Here is a 22,087-nt window from a genome sequence, read left to right on the forward strand (position 1 = left end):
AATCCCTTTAGTTATAGACTTAGAAGGTTAGTCATCTGCAAATTGTCCGTTTTCAAGACAAATCAACCATTAACAGTGTGTAAATTTTGTACACGTGTAAACCAATAGGACAAAATAATGTATTTCCACCAAATCGTATGTTCAATAAAACGTGTTTTAAACAAATTTCCCCGCACAACTGTACGAGAATCTCACAGTTGTGCGGGAAAATTACTCTACTTTTCTTTTACTCTTCTATAATTGCCACAGCTCTCGTCCAGCCAGCACTACCACCTTTAATTTTGACTGGAAAGACAGAGACTTTAAAACCATAAGGAGGTAATTGATCTAAGTTTGCTAGTTTTTCAATTTGACAGTATTCTTTTTCTTTCCCTACAAAATGGGCAGCCCATAATACATCTGGTCTAGGATTACTTTTATAATCCTCTGCTTGTACATAGAAAGGTGTATCCCAGCCCCAGCCATCTGTTCCCATTACTTTAATTCCCTGTTCAATTAGCCAGCGAGTAGCATCTGCAGAAACACCCACATGGATTTGCGCATAATCATCTTGATACATTTTTTTATCTGCATCACAGCGAATCATGACAATATCATATGGCTTTAACTTATACTCCATTTGAGCGAGTTTCTGTTCTAAGTCTTGTATCGTTAACTCATATCCTGGTGCTTTATCTGTAAAATCTAGCACAACCCCATCACTATAAAACCACTCAAGCGGCAATTCATCAATAGTACGACTAGGTTTCCCTTCACTTGTCGGCCAATAATGCCAAGGTGCATCAACATGGGTTCCCGCATGGCTCGTTAAAGAAAGACTTTCACCTGCCCCCCATTTTCTTTCAGGGAAATCTTCTGGCTGCAAGCCATATAGTTTCGCAGCTAATTCTGCTCCATCATCATGTGATTCATAGCGAATGGAGAAAGGAAGTGGGTCCTTTAACTCTTTATCGATTGGAACACTTATATCAACCATTCTGACTCCTTTTCGATTACTCAACCTTACTCATCCTCTCCATCAAAGATTCAATTAATCTGGAAGTTAGAACCCCTTGTTATCAAGGGGTATCAAGAGTTTAATAGCTCATCACTACACTAATTATTTACCAGCTTTTTCATGAATACTATCAAACTGTGCTGTATTAAAGATGTTATGCTCAGACCAAGCATCATTTGGATTTTCTTCTACTGGCCATAACTTTGGTCCATAATCCGGCGCAAAGTATAATGGAGATCCACCATAAATTTCAACGCGATTTCCACCTGGCTCAATCGCATACGTCGTAAACGCCTCACCTAAAGCATGTTTAAACGGTTTCATTTCTAGTCGGTAGCCATTGTCTACCACATAGTCAGCTGTTTCTAGTACTTGATCTCGATTTTCTACCGCGTAACAAATATGATTTAAGTTTCCATGTTCCTTTTTAAAGTCAGCAAACATTGCTACTTCATGGTTCAAACTAGATACGGCTAGAATGGAACCAACTTCTGTTCCATTTGGCAGAACAACACCTTCATTGTATTTAAATCCGAGCTCTTGATAATATTGATTGTGACGAGAGACATCACTACTCCAAAGCGTAACATGGTCTAAACGTCTTACGGATGCACCGCGGCTTGGATTTTTTTGTGGACGAGAGCGCCATTTACTTTGCTTCTCCTCTGGAATGACAGCTAAATCAACATCCCAGAAAATTTCTTCTAAATGACCTTCTGGTGATAAAAATTGATACGCTCTCCCATGTCCAAGATCGCCTTCAATCCAGCCTTTTCCATATCCTTTGCTTTCAATAAACTCTACAGCTTCTAACAAATCTTCTTCACTTTCCGCACGCCAGCCGATATGTCCAAGTCCATGTGTTGGTCCTTCTGTAATCTTTAAGCTGTGGTGGAAAAACTCTCCCCATGCACGCATGTACACGGACTTCCCTAATCTACCTGATTCTTCTAAACCTAAAATATCATGAAAGAATTTAACAGATTCCTCTAGTTTTGGACTATAAATTTCTAAGTGTGCTAACTGTGAGATAAAATGATTTCTTTTTGGCATGATCATTCCTCCAATATTTGTTTTTATAGTTTCTTATTTTCAATCAAACTGGATTTCTTTTTATCTAGTAGAACTCTTCAACCTATCAATTGTTGGATTGTCAACAATGTCTTCCTTTGCAATTGTATTTTTTAATGTACCTAAACCTGTAATTTCTAACTCGATTTCATCCCCAGGCTCTAACCATCGATGAACGTCAGGCCCTAATTCTAAGATGCAACCAAATCCAACGGTACCTGACCCAAGTAAATCTCCTGGATACAGGGTAACCTCCGCAGATGCTCGTTCAATCATTTGTGGAAAGCTATAGTAAATATCTTTAAAGTTTCCTTCTGTAACGATTTTTCCGTTGATTTTTGCCGTCATTTCTAGGTTATATCGATCATTCACTTGATAAGGAGCCAGTTCATCTTTCGTGACAATGTATGGGCCAATCGATGTAGCAAAATCTTTCCCTTTGGCAGGGCCTAAATGAACGGCCATTTCTTGCATTTGCAAATCTCGTGCTGTCCAATCATTCAAAATGGTGTAACCAAAGATATAGTCTTCAGCCTCTTCTACTGAGATATTTTTTCCTTCCTTCCCGATAATGCAACCCATTTCCAATTCAAAATCGAGCCTAACGCATTTTTTCGGACGAGCAATGGCTTCATTCGGTCCTTTGATTGCATGATGATTTGAAAAATAGAAAACTGGGATTTCATACCATTCCTTTGCCATTGTATGACCAGCTCGTTTCGTAGCATTTAACACATGTGTTTCAAAGGCTACAAAGTCTCGAAAGCTAGTTGGATTAGGCAACGGGGCTACTAGTTCCACTTCCTCTAAATCAAATATTCCTATATCAACATGACGTTTCAAATCTTCCACAACCGAGAGATAGTGATCATGTTTTTTGATAAATTCCAGGACCGTAGAAGGTAATTTTCCTTCACTTACGTAATTCATGTCTATGACATTATTTCCTTCAACCCAGCCCGCACGAACATCTCCGTTTGCATGTTTAAAACTAACAAATTTCATGAATTCACCCCTCCTTTAGTCATCGTTCATTCATTTATTTCGTCAATTGCTCCTTCAAGAAATCAAACATTTCATATGTCTCTGTAAAATTATCAACTTGACAATGAGCAGATCCTGAACTGCTTTTCGGAACAATTTTCATCTGTCTTTCGCAAGTTAGATCATTATAAAGATCATAGGCATTTTTCACCGTATTCTGACGATCATCTTCCCCATGGAGAATATAAGTTGGCATGCTGATCTTTTCAGCGACACCTCTTAAATTAAATCTATCAAGCTCTTTTCTCGTATCTGCCATGTTATCTTTACCCATAACATGCATGATAATCCTTGCTAATGGATGATCATCAGGGCGCTGGGACCATGTGTAATTATAGTCATATACAGCTCCCCAAATCGCGCATGCTTTAAAACGAGGTTCAAAAGCCGCTGACCTAGCTGCCATATAGCCTCCCATCGACACAGCCATAATCCCAACACGTTCAGGATCAATATCAAGATTATTGACAGCCCATTCATACGCCGCCGTACCAGCAACATTATAGTCATAACGTGAGTGAATATGATTTAAGCGCAAAGCTCCACCTTGCCCAGGTCCATCTACTGCCAGAAAAGAAATACCGCGTTCATTTAACTCTTGCGCTGGTCCAAAATATAGCTCCTCTGCCGTTGAATCTAGACCACCAAACATAATAACTAAAGGACTGTTTACTTTGTCCTTCACAGGAAAGTAATATCCAGGCAAATGCGAATTTTCATAAGGAATTTGGATCGCTTGAGGCGGATTGTCTAACATTTCTGCCCCTTTTCTAAATGCTTCCACCCCTTTTAAATAAGTAGGAATTTTTCGTTCGTCATCTGGCTGCAAAAAGAATTCAGCTGTTCTAATGTAATTCGATGCATTTAAATAAGTTGTTCTAGCCGTTTCAATACGACCTTGATCTAATGCTTCATTTGCTTTTGTTAATGTTTTATTCCCCATATTCATCCATGCAGAATGAAAACTCTCGTAATCTCCTACTTTGATTTCACTAGCCACCTCTAGAATTTCGTTTACTTCACCTCCGCCAGATTGAGCTTGACACATCATGCGAACGACTTGATACGACCACATATAGTTTTCAGGAAAATAATGAAACATGTTTACCACTCCTCATCAAATTATGTAAAGTAAAAGCTCTTATCAATTCCAACAATAATTAGGGTTGTGCTTTCACCATTCGTAAATTTACTTTGCAATTTACGTGCCAACTTTTTAAGTCCGCAGTATAAATACCGTACAAAGCTTTAAAGTCCGTATATTTCTCCTGTTTACGTTACAATTGCAACTTAGTATAACGCTCATAGACTGTTTGGATTTTGCACACATCAATGTACAAGATCCAATGTTGTGTATTATGTGTGTTATTTTTAAACAATTTTTATCTAAAAACCCCCGAATACTAGAAGAACTTTCCTTTATCATCGTATCCCAACAATAAAGAAGCACTGAAAAGGTGAAAGTCGACCTTTTTCAGCACCGTCACAACAAACTGTTCTCTTTTTGCACAATTTTCTAAAAAATCACCTTATTTGTATTGTCAAATGCACAAACAAAGATTAAGATAAAGACAAATTGTATGTTTTTTGTTCACTTTTTGATTCCACCTTTTTGAATGCGGTTACATATCCAGGTAAAGGAGTTGAGAATACGTTGATCGTTACCAAGCCACCAAACCTATCGACTAAGTATCTAACTACAGCCTTCGAAGAAGTGATCACAAGCTATAAAACCTTACTGAAAGATTTAGAACTTAACCTTTACATTGTTAACCGTGATCATTCTGTTATTTGCTATTTTAATAGAAGCAACATGAAGATTCTTGAACAAACAAATGAGCCTCTCCCTTGGCTTCAACATGTGAGGTCTGATCTAGACATAGCTATCAATGGAACAGCTAAGGGTATAAAGTTTTCAAAAGATAAAGGGGTAATCGTATGCCCTATTAAGATTGACCATCATGTTGAATGCTATCTGTGTTGTCCATATGAGAGAAAGCCGAACCCAACACTTTTCTTCTCCATACGGTTACTTTCAAAACACATTAGCTTCCGTATTACGAATCAAATCAATATGGAAACTATTTTTCTAAAAAATAAATACCATGAGAAAATATGTGTTGCCTCAAGTGAGGGTTCATTTACCATTAATAAATTTGGGGAAATCACGTATATGAACCAAAAAGGACTAGAAATACTTGAAATGGAATCAAAAGATATCTTTGGAAAACATGTTTCTGACATTTTTGAACACGACAAGCAGCTTTTAGAAGTACTAGAATCTAGTAATGGCTGGGTGAATCGTGACTTTTTTATTTATAAACCTAATAAACGCATTCATATCGTTAAAAGTGCCATTCGATTAGTAGATGATCGAAAACAACTCGTCGGCGGGATCTTCCTTTTTAGAGAGATTAAAACAGTTCGTAACTTTGTAGCGAATCTTGTTAGTACAAATACGATCTATACGTTTGATGACATCCTATTTGAGAGCAACAATATGGCAGAGGTCATTCAATTAGCAAAAGCTGCTGCCAAAACAGATTCAAGTATATTAATTGAAAGCGAAAGTGGAACAGGAAAAGAACTTATTGCACAAGCCATTCATAATTATAGCAACCGATGCAATGGCCCATTTATTACCATTGACTGTTCTTCTATCCCCCATGATCTAGTAGAAAGTGAACTTTTTGGTTATGTCCAAGGAGCATTTACGGGCGCTAAAAAAGGTGGCAATATTGGGAAGTTTGAACTTTCTCATGGAGGCACAATCTTTTTAGATGAAATTGGAGAAATGCCATTAGACATGCAATCTAAGTTATTACGAGCGATCCAAAGTCGAACCATTACAAGGGTCGGTGGCAATGATCCAATTCCTGTTGACTTTCGAATTATAGCTGCTACCAACCGAAAGTTAGAAAACGAAATACGGCATCGGAATTTCCGTCTTGATTTATTTTATCGACTTAATGTCATTCACATAGCTCTACCTCCTCTACGGGAGAGAGTGGAAGATATTCCTACTCTTGTCAATTTATTTATCGAGAAGACATCAAAAAGAGATAATCGTCCTTCCCCTGCCATTTCTAACCATTGTATACAACTTCTTAAGTCTTACAGATGGCCTGGAAATGTACGAGAATTAGAAAATATCATTGAGCGAGTGACGATTTTGGCAAATGAAGAAATTCAATTAAAGCACTTCCCTAAATATATAAGTGAATTACAGCCCGCTACTCTCGCTGTAAAGGAAAATAAACCGAATCCAATGTATGATACTGATACCGAAATGGTAAGACAAAGCGCTGAAAGACAATTGATTTCAAATACCCTTTCAGAGCTGAACGGAAATAAAAGTCTTACCGCAAAAAAATTAGGTATATCCCGTTCCTCCCTATATAACAAACTAAAAAGTTACAACATTACGATATAGATATGGAGGTGAATACGTTAATGACAACAAAAAAATTGAGTATTTCGTCAGAAGATTTTATTTCAACATTTCAAAGCATTATCGAAAACAACGAAGACATGATCGAAAACCTTAACTTAGACATGTATGTATTTCATTCAGACAATAACTTTGTTTGTTACTATGATAAAGATACGAGACTTATAAGTGACGAACAAACAAAATCAGCAGCATGGGTAAATCCCCTTATTAACAATAAAGCAAGTATCGATCACATAGTTACTGATAGCGGTGTCAAACAATTTGTTTATTCATGTCCCATTTTTATTGATCAGCATTCAGACTTTCACCTGATCGTCCCCTGTCATAAGAAAGAAGATGAGTTACATTTTTCCTTGCAAATACTAGCTGATTACATTGGCTACTTAGTGGTTAACCAAAGAACGAAGGAAGATATTTTTTTGAAAAGTGAATATCAAGAAAAAATATGTGAAGCAACGAGTGAAGGGTACCTAACTATTAATAAATATGGTGAGCTTACTTATTTAAACCGAGTCGGCGGCAAAATTCTTGACGTCGATCCGAAAAAAGCAACAGGAAAACATGTCTCTGAGTTATTTGATTATTATGAGCAAATGATTGAAGTCCTTCATACGGGTAAAGGCTGGGAAAATCGTGACTTTTTTATTTCAAGACCAAGCAGGCGTATTCAATTGGTGAAAAGTTCGATCCCCATCGTAGACGATGATAATCAAGAACTTGTTGGCAGCATCTTCATCTTTCGGGAAATGAAAGTCGTCCGGGATATGGTAGGAAATATTGTCGGCAATAAAGCTAGATTTGATTTTGCCGATTTTAAATACAAAAACAGTGAAATGGTTGAATTTGTTGAATTGGCTAAATCAGCAGCAAAAACCGACTCAAGCGTTTTAATCGAAAGTGAAAGCGGGACAGGGAAAGAGTTAATCGCACAGGCCATTCATAATCATAGCCACCGTTGTAACGGTCCATTTATTACGATTGATTGCTCCTCTATTCCTCGTGATCTAGTTGAGAGTGAATTATTTGGGTACGTAGAAGGCGCTTTTACCGGCGCTCGGAAAAATGGCCGATTCGGTAAATTCGAACTCGCTCATGGTGGAACCATTTTCTTAGACGAAATCGGAGAAATGCCGTTAGAGATGCAATCTAAATTACTTCGAGTCATTCAAAGTCGTACGGTTACAAGAATAGGTGGCAACAAACCGACTCCTATTAACTTTCGAATCATAGCGGCAACAAACCGGAATTTAGAAGAAGAAATCGACAACGGCAACTTTCGTCTTGATTTGTTTTATCGATTAAATGTCATCCATCTATCGATTCCGCCATTACGAAATAGGCTAGAGGACATTCCTATATTAGCTAATTTATTTATTGAAAAAACAGCGACAAGAGAAGGACGCGTTCCCCCTTTACTAACGGATGAGGCTCTATCTGATCTAAAGAAATATTCGTGGCCTGGAAATGTGAGAGAACTAGAAAATGTGATGGAAAGAGCGACACTTTTAGCTGAGGATATCATTACATCCATCCATCTGCCCAAACATATTTCCTCTACTCACACCATCACAAATAACTCGACTTGCATTCAAAATGAGATCGGAGAAACATCAATGGAATGGGAAAAAGTTGAACATCAATTAATAGTGGACACCCTAGAGAAAGCAAACAATAATAAAAGCAAAACTGCGAAAATATTAGGGATTTCGAGATCCGCTCTCTATGATAAGCTGAAAAAATATCAAATAAAATAAGTGACCGTTTCAACTAAACATTGGTGTTAATCTTTGCATCGATAGGAGATATTTCCAAAAAACCACAACCGCTTTAAAAATAACGGGTTCCCTTGAGAGAGAGAAAACAAGTAAATCACATAGCTTTTAGAGATGTAATTAGCACGCTAATTCGCATCTCCTTTTTTCGTTGTTATATTTATTGTACGTTTGCGTTTTCGCATGATAAAGGGGTGCTATAGTATCTGTTAAAATAGCATCTTTTGCTTCTAAACATTGATATAACAAGAGCCAATAAGCGGAATTTTTTCTGTTAGACTGCAGACTAGAGACGGTTCGGGGGATATAAGCGGAGGTTTTCCGATTAAGCAATGCAAAATTACCCATTTTCACGTTTTTCGAGTCAATAGTCGGAATCTTTCCGTCTATTTAAGCTATTTTCAGTGCTACCTACTTCCAAATTAAGAGAAATTTCTCCGCTTATTTATCAAATTGCTTTAGTGTCAGCGTCTAATTAACTTGTACAATCGGGTAGCTTTAGATGAATAAGGCTAGGTTTATAGACCAAAAAGGATCAGATTCTAAAATCTGATCCTTTTGTTTTGTAATTGTATTGTTTGTTATTCCACTTAAACCTATGTTAATGTCATGTTGAATTGCATTTTCTCCCTCTCAACCGAAGCCGTTAGCTTTCAAAATGGTTGTGGTTTTCAGTGGTTCCTTCAAAGGAAGAACCAGGTTAAAACTATATAGCTTTTTTATTATTATCTTCGTTACAATCTTTTTTCCAAATTTCCTCCAACTCCTCAAGAGTTTTCCCTTTCGTTTCAGGAACAATTTTCCAAATAAAGACCATAGCTACTAGACTAATCAAACCGTAGATGGCAAAAGTCATTGGCCCCAAAAGGTCATTTAATGGCGGAAACGTAGACGAAATAGTTAGATTCGCTAACCAATGCAACGCTACTGCAATGGACATAGCCTGACCACGTATTCGATTTGGGAAAATCTCAGAAACGACGACCCACGTTACGACTCCCCAAGACATTTGGAAGCTTGCAACATATAATAAGATGAAAATTAATGTTGTTAACCCGAATATATTCATAGACGCTAATGTTGCGACACAGAATAAGCTGATTGCACAACCAATTGCTCCACCAATGAGTAAGGGCTTTCTACCCAAACTATCAACAAATAAAATTGCCAAGGCCATGAATATGATATTGACTATACCAACAATCACCGTTTGGAGCATTGAAGCCGCTGGTCCAGCGCCCATTGCTTCAAAAATACGGGGAGCATAATATAAAATAACATTGATTCCGATTAATTGTTGAAATATCGCAATCGCGATACCAATAAAGATAACGAGTTTCCCATAGTCAAAGAGATGTGCTTTACTCATATCTTGTTTATTTAATGAGTATTTTATATCGTCTAGGATATTTTGTGCTTTTTGTTTGGAACCGTTTACTTGTTGTAGTATAGAAAAGGCTTTAGTATATTCCTGTTTACTAGCAAGATACCTCGGTGTTTCTGGAACAAAAAACAGTAATAATAAAAATAGCAAAGCAGGAATCATCTCTGAAGCAATCATATATCTCCAGCCAATATCATCAATCCATGCCGTACTTTGACCAGCAGCGATCAATAAGTTGACTATATATACCAACAATGCACCAATTCCTATCGAAAGTGTATAAAGTGCTACAAATTTTCCTCGGCTTTGTTTAGGTGTAATTTCACTAATATAAACAGGAGCTATTGCCGAAGCCATCCCAACTCCGATCCCACCTAAAACCCTATAAAAGTTAAACATTAATAATAACCCCATCGTTGGATTATCCCTTGTAAAAAACAACAGTTCTGGATAAGCACTACCTAATGCAGATATAAAAAACAAAACGGCAGCTAGAATTAATGTATGTTTTCTTCCTATTTTGTTTGCAAGGAAACCGGAAATGATTCCACCGATCACGCACCCAATTAAGGCACTAGAAACGGTTACCCCATGAGCAAAGGACCCTAGCCCCAAGCTATCGATTAAGTATCGTTGAATCGATTGTTCCGCACCGGATATTACAGCGGTATCATAACCAAATAGAAGACCAGCTAATGCAACAGTTGAGACAACTGTAAGTATATAACGGTTACTTTTTTTCGAGTTTTCTTTCATTGTTTCTCCCCCTACAACCTTCTTTTTAAGCGTTTTCACAAAAGCTATTAATTCGAAATTAAGAATAATCCCTCCTCTTTTGTGTCAGCTAAAACTTTGTAATTTTATTATATCTATTGTCGAAAACGCCGTCATTAAAGTAAATTGCCAAACAATTTAAGTATATTGCTTTCTACTATATGGACGTAGTTTCGAAAATAATTCGGAGACAAAAGATAATGGAACTGAACTAAAACAAAGAGTAACCGTAGGCTGGCTACTCTTATTTAGAAAAATCCAACTTAATTTTTCCCTACAAACTTATCTGCGTTTTCTTGTGTAACAAGTTGAAACGGAATATCAATACTCTCTACTTGTTCACCATTTGCTGCTTTGACAGCTGTTTGAATACTTCCAGCCCCTTGTCCTTTTGCGTCTTGGAAGACCGTTATTTCAAGTTTTCCAGCATTCATATATTCCATTGCATCAGGTGTAGCATCAATCCCGGCAATGATAATGTCATCTAACTTCCCTGCCGCTTCAATCGCTAATAGTGCACCAATGGCCATTTCGTCACTATTGGCAACAACGGCGTCAATTGTCCGACCTGATTGAAGCCAATTTTCCATTAACCTCATCGCTTCCGTACGGGACCACTCTCCAGTATTTTGTGCTACTACCTCCATTCCTGGATGTTGATCCACAATTTGATGATTTCCTTCTGTTCTTTTCACCTGGTTTTCATGTCCAAGTCCACCCTCAATAATCGCAATGTTCCCTTTACCTTCTAACCATTTTGCCACCTCTTCCATTTGCATCAAGCCAGCTTTAATAGAAGTTGAACCAACGAATGCTGTGGCTTCTTCAATCCCATCAAATGTCTGATTTACCACAACAATCGGGATGTCTGCATTGTTTGCCATAGTAACGATATCAGGAGCAGCGACCGTATCTACTGGCATTAAAACGATGGCATCTACGTTACGAGATACATAGTTTTCAATTTGGTTCAATTGTCTTGCGCTATCATCTTGGGCATCTGAGAAAACAAATTCAATGTCAGGATGTTTTTGAGCTTCTTCATTCATCGCATCATAGATATATGTGCGGAATGTATCACTCACACTAGAAAGAGCAACCCCTATCACCTTTGTGTCTCCACTAGAACCTTCTGAGGTTGCTTCTTCCCCGCTGCTACCGCAAGCAGTCACCATTAACAACATAACCAAACTTAGAATTGCAGCAAAAATATTTTTCTTTTTCATCACAAAACCCCCTTAAAATTCTTCATAATATGAAAGTAAATCTATCCTTTTTAACACTTGTGATTCTTCCGTATGAATGCGCTTTCAACGAACCACAAAAACATATTTATTATATTTGATTAGTCTGTTTCATTTATACACTACGGGGTATCGAGATACATATATTTAGTTAATCTACATATATCTCGATACATTTTGTTTTTCTGGGGGATTCAACTATCACTGTAACTTATTTCGGTTTTTCTGTCTTCAATCTAACGCTAGATCTTCACCTGTTCTTTACGCAATAACGTTTCTAAATAATCATACGTTCGTTTCGCAATTGGATATGGTTTGTCAAAAGGTGCAGGGTACATATCTTGTTCCACGATTGCCCAGCCGTTAAATTTAATATCTTTTAATACTTGGACAAATGCTTCCATATCAACAACACCTTTTGCTGGTTCACACATGATGTCTTCACTGACCGCCTTGGCAAAAGACCATCCTTCTTCCTGCATTCTCTTTCTAACTTCTAAATCGCAGCTTTTCAGATGCAGGTACGGGATTCTAGCATGATGTTTTTTCATAAAGGCTACTGCGTCACCATCTGTATAAGCATGATGTCCTGTATCTAAACAAAGGTTCACATTGCTATCTCTTAGCAATCTTTCAATTTGTTCCTCTGTCTCGATATGGCTTTGTGCATGTGGATGAAACACTACTTCCAATCCATATTGAGACTTCGCATGGTTTTTAATTTTATCAACATTGCTCACAAACTGAGCCCATTCTTGTTCATTTAATTCGGGAGATCGTACAAATTCGCCTGTAAATAAATCTGTATAACAATCATCAATTAAAACGACATATTGAGCAGACGAAAACTTTAATTGTAATTCACTCATTTCGTCGAGCAAAGCGATAAGTTCATCTGTTTTTTCATTAGAAGTTAAATCCCCAACTAAAGTCGTAGCTGTTAAGGTTAAATCTCTTTTCTCTAATTCTTCCTTTAATTTACTATACTCATTTGGAAGGTATCCCCAAGGGCCTAGTTCGATTCCTTTATAGCCTGCTTTCTCCATCTCGTCTAAACATCTTTCCCATGGAGTTTGTTTTTCATTTTCTGGAAACCATACTCCCCACGAATCCGGTGCAGAACCTAATTTTACATTCATACTGTAACTCCTCCTTTTTCGCTTACATCAACCCAGTTCTTCTCTTCCGCAGATTTTAAGATAGCATCTACAGTTTTATCAATGCTCGCTCCAAACGCAAAATCACAAACATATGGAGTACCATTTGATACGGCAGAAAGTAATTCATGTGCCTCTAATACTTTCATATCGTTATAACCAATCGCGATTCCTGCGGCTGGGTAAAATGCAGAATAGCCTTTGTGTTCAGGACTTAGAAATACTTGGCGGAAACCTCTGTCTGCGGCATGATCAGACGTAAAATACACATTCACTTCATTCATTCTTTCAAGAGAATAATACACAGTTCCTTTTGTCCCTTGAATTTCATATGTTAAGTAGTTCTTTCTACCAGCTGCAATTCTGCTTGATGAGATCATTCCAAGTGCACCATTTTCATAGTTTGCTAGGATAGAAATCACATCATCATTTTCCACTTTCGCAAGTTCGGTTGAACCCGTTGATACTGGTCTTTCTTCAATAACGATTTTTGATAGAGCATTTACACTTTCAATGTTACCGAGAATATATTGAGACACACTTAGCAAATGTGAGCCAAGGTCCCCTAGCGAACCAGAACCGGAAAATTTATTAATATGTCTCCATGTAATTGGAAGCGATTCATCCAATAATCCATCTTGATCATACGTCCCAGTAAATTTAACAATCTTGCCTAGCTTACCTGAATCAACGAGCTCTTTGATGTAGGCGTTAGCAGGGTTCATTACATTGTTATATCCAACATAATTCACTACTCCTTTTTGCTTTGCAAGCTCTGCCAATTCTTCTGATTGGACAGCAGATAAAGTTAACGGTTTTTCACAATAAATATGTTTCCCGTTTTCTAGTGCCGCTTTTGCGATTTCATAATGAAAGGCATTTGGTGTCGCAATATCAACAACGTCTACCCTTTCATCTGTCACAACTTCCTTCCAGTCTATTGTATACCGTAAATAGCCTAACTGCTCACTTGCAGCTTTGGCTGCGCTTTCACTTACATCAGAAACGACTTCAAAAACTGGTTTGCCAGCTTCAGGTCCAAAAGCCATTAAAGCGTTAATAAAAGCATTCGTATGAGCCTTTCCCATCCAACCTGCACCAACTAGTCCAATTCTTACATCCATGTTTATTTCCTCCTAATGACTTTTTTATATTGTTGTTTACAAGTAAATCTTATTACAGTCCTACACGTAAGTCATTAATCTATATTGCTTATTCATTTAGGAATCTTGCTCTCCGTTTATTATCTTTTTTATAAAAGATGAAACTTAGTATAAAATAACGTTATCAAGAAACAGTTGGAGGTTTTTATGAAAATAAAGGACAAAGGAACCTTACCCCAATCAAAAATGTTTTTTACTATGGCAAATGACTTTTCAAAGAAAGCTCTCTATTACCTCATTTACTCAGGGACCTTTTATTGTACCGAAAAATACAAGATAAGCAGAGATACCTTTCATAGCTATTTATTTATGTATATAAAAAAGGGGAAAATGAAAATTGAATACAAAGATCGTCAATTTATCGCAACGGCAAACTCTTTTGTTTTTCTCGATTGTTATGAGCCACACGTTTACCAAGCTGAAGAAGAAACCGTTTTTGATTGGTTTCACTTTTCCGGCAATTCCAGCAAAGAGTATTTCGAATTGCTTTATGAAAAGAATGGTTGCGTCTACTCTTTAGCCAACAATTATCTTATCCCTGAATATATGAATCGAATTTTAAAAATGACGGAACGTAATGAAGTAGATGAGCATGATGTGTCCATTTATATACAAAAAATACTTTATGAACTTAATCAAATTTCTACTGTTTTTGACGATTCAACGGAAAAAAAGATAGAACAAGCAATTCATTATATTGAAAATCACTATAAAGAAAATATTAAACTAGAGGATATCGCAAATCATGTGTATTTAAGCCCTTTTTATTTTACTCGAACATTTAAAAAATATATGAACTGCTCACCCGTTCAATATTTAATAAACTATCGGATTAATAATGCGAAGAAATTACTTCACAATACGAACCTTACAGTAAATGAAATTTCAAATACATGTGGATTCAATAGTACGTCTCATTTTGTTACAACGTTTAAAAACCATGTTGGTATGTCGCCAAAGAAGTTTCGGGATATTGAATTCTAATTCGTAATGTAACCATTTCACAAATTCAGGGTGAAATGGTTATTCTTCATTCCCCCCTCCTTCTTCTATTCACAGAAATATTCAAAAATTGTCACTGGCTTTCACTGACCTTCACTGGCCTTCACTGAGAGATCTCACCTCTTCTAATTCGTATTTATGAGGTTTGCCCTTTCTTTTTACTAGATGCTATTTTTTAGTTATTGAATGAGTAATCGGAGGGCTGACTATGAAATCAAAAAAAGAAAATCAGAAACTACATTTAATTGATACAGATATCCACGAACGAGTTCTTTATGAAGATTTAATTATGTATCTAGACAATCCTTGGAAAAAATACATTACAGATTGTAACTGGATGCAGGAAAAGCATATGCCCTATGTTCAACCGGCGATCGCTGGTGTTGACCGCGCGGATGCACGCGTTCCAGATGGTAGACCAGCCGGAACCGATTTGGAATTTATGAGCAAGCAACTATTAGAACCATGTGGACACGAGATTGGGATTTTAACAGGAGCACTCGATCCTTCCCCCTCTTCCATGCACGGCTGGTATGAGATGGCAACAGCCTTAGCATCCGCTTATAATGATTGGCAAATTGAAAACTGGTTAGAAAAAGATAAGCGTCTCTATGGTTCGGTTCACATTGCTGCTGGTGATCCGGTGGCTGCCGTACGAGAAATTGACCGTGTTGGATCACACCCAAAAATGATTCAAGTGTTATTACCGATTGATGACATTATGTGGGGTGACCCGTATTATCATCCAATCTATGAAGCCGCCCAGCGTCATGATTTAATGATAGGCATGCATCATAATGAACCACCTATTTATTTTGGAAAGTGGCCACGTTATTTTATTGAATGGCACACGTTAATCCCAACCGCACACATGATGCAAGTGACGAACATGGTCTTTAACGGAGTGTTTGAAAAATATCCACGACTGAAACTGATGATGATTGAAGGCGGTTTCACTCATGTGCCACATTTGATGCGGAAAATGGATCAGCAGTATAAAGATTTACGTCATGAAGTGCCTTGGATCAAGCGAATGCCAAGTGACATTATTAAAGAGCATATTCGCTTTACAACTCAGCCACTTGAAGAACTAACAAAGAAAGAGTTCTTACAGCTAATCGATCAAATGGGGACTGATGAACTTATTTGCTTCTCGACTGACTACCCTCATTGGGACTATGATTCACCATTTGAAGCGTTACCTCCTAATCTTGACGAGAGCTTACAGCGAAAACTTTTTTCTGAAAATGCTAGAGCTTTTTATCCGAAGCTTCCCCAAATCAGAAAGGAGGATGCTTAATGAAACAAGTCGTTTGCAATGTTACGGATCTTCAGCCAGGAGAAATCATGGAAGCTGAATTTGATAGAAAAAGCATTGTCGTTTGCCGCACAATGGATGGTGAATTTTCCGCATTCCTTAATCGCTGTATACATCAAGGAGCACCTTTATCAAAAGGAATGTTATGCGGAACCTCTATCGATACAGATCAAGTTGGAGAATATGACTATCAACGCGAAGGAGAAGTCCTAAGGTGTCCATGGCACGGCCGAGAGTTTGATGTAAAAAATCGTGGGTGTATGCTAGCAAACTCAAAATATAAATTAAAAGATTTTAAGGTTGAAGTTGAAAATGAACAAGTTGTTGTGTGTAAATAAATCAACTAGGAGGACTGATCAGTGATTACGCAAATGTATATAAATGGCGAATGGGTTCATTCCCAATCCGGACAAACAAGAGACATTATCAACCCATATAACCAAGAGGTGATTGCGGTTGTAGAAGAAGGCAGCAAAACCGATGCCGAAATAGCCATTGCAGCTGCAAGAAAGGCGTTTGATAAAGGGGAATGGAGTCATACGTCAGCGACAGAAAGAGGATACATTTTATTTCAAGTAGCGGAAAAGATCAAGCAATACAAAGACGAGCTAGCTGAGCTAGAAACATTAAATACAGGAAAAACTCTCACTGAAAGTGAAGCGGATATGGATGATATTGCAGCCGTGTTTCAATACTTTGCAGGGTTAGCAGATAAAGACGGCGGACACGTTATTGAGTCCCCTATTCCTGATTCAAGTAGTCGAATTGTTCGTGAACCTGTAGGGGTTTGCGGGCAAATTACACCGTGGAATTATCCACTATTACAAGCAGCTTGGAAACTGGCTCCAGCTCTTGCCGCTGGAAATACGGTCGTGTTAAAACCAAGTGAAATCACCCCATTAACGACCATTAAAATGGCAGACATTTTTGACGAAGTAGGGATTCCTCCTGGAGTCGTCAATGTCGTTTTAGGACCAGGCGAAAGTGTTGGTGCAAAGTTAGCAGAAAGTCTCGATGTTGACCTTATTTCATTTACAGGCGGAGGGACAACCGGTCGAAAAATAATGCAAGCAGCAGCGATTAATTTCAAAAAAACCTCTCTTGAATTAGGAGGAAAAAATCCCAATATTATCTTTGCTGATGCTGATCTTGATGTTGCTATTGATTACGCAATGAATGCCGCATTCTTCCATGCAGGCCAAGTTTGCTCAGCCGGATCGAGGTTGATCGTACATGAGTCGATCCATGATCAGTTTGTAGCATTACTCATTGAAAAGGCAAAGCATGTTACTCTAGGGAATGGGTTTGACGAAAAAACAGAAATGGGACCTGTTATTTCAAAAGAACATATGGAAAAGATCGAAAACTATATTGCATTAGGGGTAAAAGAAGGTGCAACAATTGCAGTTGGTGGAAAGCGCTCCCCTCTTCCTAAGCTTGCAAATGGGAATTTTATTGAGCCAACTATTTTCACAAACTGTGACACGAGCATGCGGATTGTCCAAGAAGAAGTATTCGGTCCTGTTGTAACAGTTGAGACATTTTCAACTGAAGAAGAAGCCATTCTACTCGCAAATGATAGTGTTTACGGCTTAGCAGGTGCGGTTTGGACGCAAGACTTACATTTGGCTGAGCGCGTCGTAAAAAAATTAAGAATGGGAACGACATGGATCAATGACTTTCATCCATACATCCCACAAGCCCCGTGGGGAGGCTATAAACAATCTGGAATTGGACGAGAACTAGGATCCATCGGCTTAGAAGAATATACTGAAACGAAGCATATTTATCAAAATAGTAACCCGAAGCCATTAGGTTGGTTTAAATAGTGTTATGGGTTGTCTTTAAAAAGTCATGAACTAGCAATAATGTATGTATCACACCTGCTTTCTGTCGAAGTTGAGTGGTATTCTGTCGATAATGGGGGATTTACTGTCCAAAGTCGACTATTTACTGTCGCTTTTCCTTGATTTACTGTCAGATGGATATTGAAGGGGTTATTTAATGAGTTGGAAGAAGCCGATGTTTCCTCTGGGACGGTACTGACATGCGGCTTCTTCCCACCATATCCAAAAAAGAAAAACGATCCTACTATGAGAATCGTTTCAAAACATTCCTATTTAATAGCTTTACTTACTTTCAACTTTTTCCCTTTAACCGTCGTATTTTCCATCGCTTGTAACACGACCGACCCTTTTCCATTTAAAATATCGACATACGTTAACGTATCCTGAATAGTAATAATCCCAATATCATCTGCAGTTACACCTGGAATCTTGGCAATGGTTCCAACAAAATCAACTGGTCGAAGCTTTTTCTTTTTACCTCCAGTAAAATGCAGCTTCATAATATCTTTATTAATACGTGCAGTTTTGTTATTTTTTACAATTCGACGTCCACTCAATTTTTCGTCAAACGCACTTTTAGAGCTGATTACTTCGTGCTGACTTGGTATTTCTAAAGGTGTTATCTCATAACTGATGTATTTCTCAATAGCTTTCACATATTTGCCCTCACTTGCTGTTGCAAACGTAATTGCTTTGCCTTTATTCCCGGCACGGCCGGTTCTACCCGTTCGATGAACATAGCTTTCTTTTTCCATCGGAACATCATAATTAATTATGAGAGTCACATTATCAACGTCAATCCCTCTAGCAGCTACATCGGTTGCAACTAGATAACGAAAATCGCCATTTCTGAAACCATTCATCACCGCAAAACGGTCTTCTTGCTCTAATCCTCCATGGAGCTTTTCACATGGATAGTTAGAATCCTGTAATTCTTCAAATACTTGATCAACATGTTCTTTTGTGTTGCAAAAAATGATACAGCTATCAGGATTTTCAACGATGGTTACATCTTTTAGTAGAGCAACTTTTCCTTCTTCTCTAACGTCAATAATCCGGTGCTCAATCATACTCGCCGTTCCCTCAGTTGCTTCGATCTCAATATGAACGGGTTCTTTCATATACTTATGGCAGAGAGCTTCCACATCTTTAGGCAGCGTAGCTGAGAAAACCATAGTCACTCGGTTATCAGGTAATTGTTGAATGATCTTTTCCACATCATCAATGAAGCCCATATTTAACATTTCATCTGTCTCATCTATAATCAGGTACCTGATCTGATCTAAACTTAATGTTTCTCTTTCAATATGGTCCGTCACTCTCCCTGGAGTCCCTACAACGACATGTGTTTTCTGCTTCAACTCTTCTTTTTGTTTTGCAAAAGGCTCTTTCCCGTATAAAGCCGTCGCTTTAATTCGTTTAAACCTTCCGATATTTGTGATATCCTCTTTCACTTGAGCAGCAAGTTCTCGCGTCGGAGTCAAAATCAAGGCTTGGGCCTTTTTCTCTTCCCATTCGATCATTTCACAAATAGGAATCCCAAAGGCTGCAGTCTTCCCACTTCCTGTTTGTGATTTTACGACAAGGTCCTGTTGATCGATTGCTCTAGGAATCGTTTTTGCTTGGACCTCAGTTGGAGAGCTAAATTTCATTACCTTAAGGGCTCTTTTTATCGCATCGCTTATTTGCAAATCTTCAAAATTTGGTTTATTCATGTGCAACCTCTTTTACTGGTTATTGTTTTCATATAGGTTCTCTCAAGGAATTCATCATATGCAAGCCAAAAAGCAGAACCTATTTTTACATACAAAAAAAAGGACCCTTACTAGAGCCCTTTCCCTTATTTATGCTTTGTTAACGTTAACAGCTTGAGGTCCACGTTGACCTTGCTCAACGTCGAATGTAACGTTTTGGCCTTCATCTAATGATTTAAATCCTTCGCCTTGGATAGCTGAGAAATGTACGAATACATCGTCTCCACCTTCAACTTCAATGAAACCGAAACCTTTTTCTGCGTTAAACCATTTTACTGTACCTTGTTGCATGTGTATAATCTCCTTATGTGGACAAAGCCACTATTTATTACTATTGTTGCTCAAATGATATCAAAGGCGAAAAGTTTAAATACTAATTCGTGATTTGAAACAGCCCGAACAAAAATAACTTCTTAAATATAGCATAGATATTTTTATAAAGCAATCCCTTACTTGTATTAAAAACGACTGAATAGAAAAATTGATCATACATTTTTCATGAAAGAACCAGGTTTTTCAGCTTCTAAGATTCCCACTCGCCTCTTCAATCTATGATAAATTAACCCATAGATAGAAAGTCTCATCAAGAAGAGATCGCAAAAAGGCTGCTCTTTTGAACTAATTTAGCCCGCTATGAACTAGGTTCATAGCGGGCTAACGATGTGCACAAACTTCATATATGAAACTTATTTTTCTTAAAGCTTTTCTCCATTACTTCCAATCACATTTTTATACCAATCAAAACTCTTCTTCTTCAAACGCTTATTTGAGCCTTTGCCTTCACTATCTCGATCTACGTAAATAAAACCATAGCGTTTTTTCAACTCAGCAGTTGAAGCACTAACTAAATCAATTGGACCCCAGGATGTGTATCCAATTAGATCCACCCCGTCACCGATGGCTTTTTTCATTTCTGCAATGTGAGCACGTAAATAGTCAATACGGTAATCATCTTGAATCGTTCCGTCTTCCTCAATAACATCGACAGCACCTAGCCCATTTTCAACGATGAAAAGTGGTTTTTCATAACGATCGTACAATTGGTTACAAACAGTTCTTAAGCCAACAGGGTCAATTTGCCAGCCCCACTCAGATGCTTTCAAGTAAGGATTCTTAATACCAGCTAAAAGATTTCCTGATGCTTGTTGCTTCAAGTGCTCAGGGTCTGTACTTGCCACAAAGGACATATAATAGCTGAAGCCAATATAATCGACTGTATGTTCGCGAAGGATCTCTAAGTCTCCATCCTCGATTTCAATCTCGATGTCGTTTTCAATCCAATAATTTTTCATATAAGAAGGATAGTAACCTCTTGATTGCACATCAGAGAAGAATAACGTTTTACGATCCTGCTGCGTTGCAGCAAACATATCTTCCGGCTTTGATGTGTATGGATATGTGATCATCGAAGCAATCATACAACCAATTTGTAAATCAGGGTTGATTTCGTGGCCTACTTTCACGGCCAAAGCACTTCCTAAAAACTGATGGTGAGCTGCTTGGTAAATATCTTGCTCATTTTTCTTCCCATCTTCAAATAATAGTCCGCCACCAGTAAACGGCGCGTGCAGCAACACATTGATTTCGTTAAACGTCATCCAATACTTCACCTTTTCGTGATAGCGCTCGAATAATGTTTTTGCATAACGCTCGTAAAACTCCACAAGTTTACGGTTCTTCCAACCACCATATTCTCTTACCAAGTGCAAAGGCATTTCATAGTGGGAAATTGTAATCACTGGCTCAATATCGTGTTTTAACAATTCATCGATCACGTTCTCGTAGAAAGTTATTCCCTTTTCGTTTGGATGTAGCTCATCTCCGTTAGGAAAAATCCGTGTCCATGCGATCGAGAAACGGAACGCCTTAAAGCCCATTTCGGCAAATAATGCGATATCCTCTTTATACGTGTTATAAAAATCTATGCCTTCATGATAGAGATTAAAATCCTTCATGGAATAATCCGGCGGACTCATAATACCATTCGGAGAAACGTCAGCCGTTGATAACCCCTTCCCATCCGCTTGAAAATTACCTTCTAATTGATTTGCCGCTACCGCACCACCCCATAGGAAGCCTTCTGGGAACTTTGCTAATTTACTCATC

17 protein-coding genes are annotated in these 22,087 nt (G+C 37.9%); 6 read left to right on the top strand and 11 right to left on the bottom strand.

Annotated features, from left to right (window positions below; all coding sequences use genetic code 11):
• Positions 1-226: 226 nt before the first annotated feature.
• The 4 genes from MF646_RS15240 to MF646_RS15255 all read right to left on the bottom strand — a co-directional run bounded on the left by MF646_RS15240 (position 227) and on the right by MF646_RS15255 (position 4,214).
• Positions 227-976: a cyclase family protein gene (locus MF646_RS15240; RefSeq protein ID WP_250097455.1), complete on the bottom strand. Its 750-nt coding sequence runs from the start codon at positions 974-976 to the stop codon at positions 227-229.
• 123 nt (positions 977-1,099) lie between these two features.
• Entirely contained in the window at positions 1,100-2,050 is a 951-nt protein-coding gene (locus tag MF646_RS15245; RefSeq protein ID WP_250097374.1) for a VOC family protein, read from the bottom strand.
• 60 nt (positions 2,051-2,110) lie between these two features.
• A complete protein-coding gene (locus MF646_RS15250) occupies positions 2,111-3,073 on the bottom strand; it encodes a fumarylacetoacetate hydrolase family protein (RefSeq protein ID WP_250097375.1) in 963 nt (320 codons plus the stop codon).
• Between the two features lie 34 nt (positions 3,074-3,107).
• Positions 3,108-4,214, bottom strand: a complete 1,107-nt coding sequence (locus tag MF646_RS15255; protein WP_250097376.1) for an alpha/beta hydrolase family protein — start codon at positions 4,212-4,214, stop codon at positions 3,108-3,110.
• A 552-nt stretch (positions 4,215-4,766) separates the two neighbouring features.
• Between MF646_RS15255 and MF646_RS15260 the strand changes: the two genes are divergently transcribed.
• Complete coding sequence (locus MF646_RS15260; protein WP_250097377.1) at positions 4,767-6,545, top strand: sigma 54-interacting transcriptional regulator; 1,779 nt, start codon at positions 4,767-4,769, stop codon at positions 6,543-6,545.
• Positions 6,546-6,565: 20 nt separating this feature from the next.
• Positions 6,566-8,320 (top strand): sigma-54 interaction domain-containing protein, encoded by a 1,755-nt coding sequence (locus MF646_RS15265; RefSeq protein WP_250097378.1) that lies wholly within the window; start codon positions 6,566-6,568, stop codon positions 8,318-8,320.
• 724 nt (positions 8,321-9,044) lie between these two features.
• Here the strand turns inward: MF646_RS15265 and xylE are convergent.
• The 4 genes from xylE to MF646_RS15285 all read right to left on the bottom strand — a co-directional run bounded on the left by xylE (position 9,045) and on the right by MF646_RS15285 (position 14,021).
• A complete protein-coding gene (gene xylE / locus MF646_RS15270; RefSeq protein ID WP_250097379.1) occupies positions 9,045-10,478 on the bottom strand; it encodes a D-xylose transporter XylE in 1,434 nt (477 codons plus the stop codon).
• Between the two features lie 281 nt (positions 10,479-10,759).
• Positions 10,760-11,722 (bottom strand): sugar ABC transporter substrate-binding protein, encoded by a 963-nt coding sequence (locus MF646_RS15275; RefSeq protein WP_250097380.1) that lies wholly within the window; start codon positions 11,720-11,722, stop codon positions 10,760-10,762.
• 260 nt (positions 11,723-11,982) lie between these two features.
• Entirely contained in the window at positions 11,983-12,879 is an 897-nt protein-coding gene (locus tag MF646_RS15280) for a sugar phosphate isomerase/epimerase family protein (protein WP_250097381.1), read from the bottom strand.
• Positions 12,876-14,021, bottom strand: coding sequence for a Gfo/Idh/MocA family protein (locus tag MF646_RS15285; RefSeq protein WP_250097382.1), 1,146 nt, complete (start codon positions 14,019-14,021; stop codon positions 12,876-12,878). Before MF646_RS15285 ends, MF646_RS15280 begins: the two co-directional genes overlap by 4 nt.
• A 237-nt stretch (positions 14,022-14,258) precedes the next feature.
• On the opposite strand from MF646_RS15285, the gene MF646_RS15290 reads away from it, so the two are divergent.
• From MF646_RS15290 to betB, 4 genes are all read left to right on the top strand, one after another.
• Entirely contained in the window at positions 14,259-15,044 is a 786-nt protein-coding gene (locus tag MF646_RS15290) for an AraC family transcriptional regulator (protein WP_275980336.1), read from the top strand.
• 226 nt (positions 15,045-15,270) lie between these two features.
• Positions 15,271-16,362: an amidohydrolase family protein gene (locus MF646_RS15295; protein WP_250097383.1), complete on the top strand. Its 1,092-nt coding sequence runs from the start codon at positions 15,271-15,273 to the stop codon at positions 16,360-16,362.
• Entirely contained in the window at positions 16,362-16,718 is a 357-nt protein-coding gene (locus tag MF646_RS15300; protein ID WP_250097384.1) for a Rieske (2Fe-2S) protein, read from the top strand. Before MF646_RS15295 ends, MF646_RS15300 begins: the two co-directional genes overlap by 1 nt.
• A gap of 21 nt (positions 16,719-16,739) precedes the next feature.
• Positions 16,740-18,209: a betaine-aldehyde dehydrogenase gene (betB, locus tag MF646_RS15305; protein ID WP_250097385.1), complete on the top strand. Its 1,470-nt coding sequence runs from the start codon at positions 16,740-16,742 to the stop codon at positions 18,207-18,209.
• A 287-nt stretch (positions 18,210-18,496) separates the two neighbouring features.
• Here the strand turns inward: betB and MF646_RS15310 are convergent, their stop codons facing one another.
• From MF646_RS15310 to MF646_RS15320, 3 genes are all read right to left on the bottom strand, one after another.
• Positions 18,497-19,942: a DEAD/DEAH box helicase gene (locus MF646_RS15310; protein WP_250097386.1), complete on the bottom strand. Its 1,446-nt coding sequence runs from the start codon at positions 19,940-19,942 to the stop codon at positions 18,497-18,499.
• Positions 19,943-20,071: 129 nt separating this feature from the next.
• Positions 20,072-20,272: a cold-shock protein gene (locus MF646_RS15315; protein ID WP_250097387.1), complete on the bottom strand. Its 201-nt coding sequence runs from the start codon at positions 20,270-20,272 to the stop codon at positions 20,072-20,074.
• A 404-nt stretch (positions 20,273-20,676) separates the two neighbouring features.
• Positions 20,677-22,086, bottom strand: coding sequence for an aryl-phospho-beta-d-glucosidase (locus MF646_RS15320; RefSeq protein WP_250097388.1), 1,410 nt, complete (start codon positions 22,084-22,086; stop codon positions 20,677-20,679).
• Between the last annotated feature and the right edge of the window lies 1 nt (position 22,087).

It is taken from the genome of Halalkalibacter alkaliphilus, assembly GCF_023555415.1.
Classification (GTDB): domain Bacteria; phylum Bacillota; class Bacilli; order Bacillales; family Bacillaceae_D; genus Halalkalibacter; species Halalkalibacter alkaliphilus.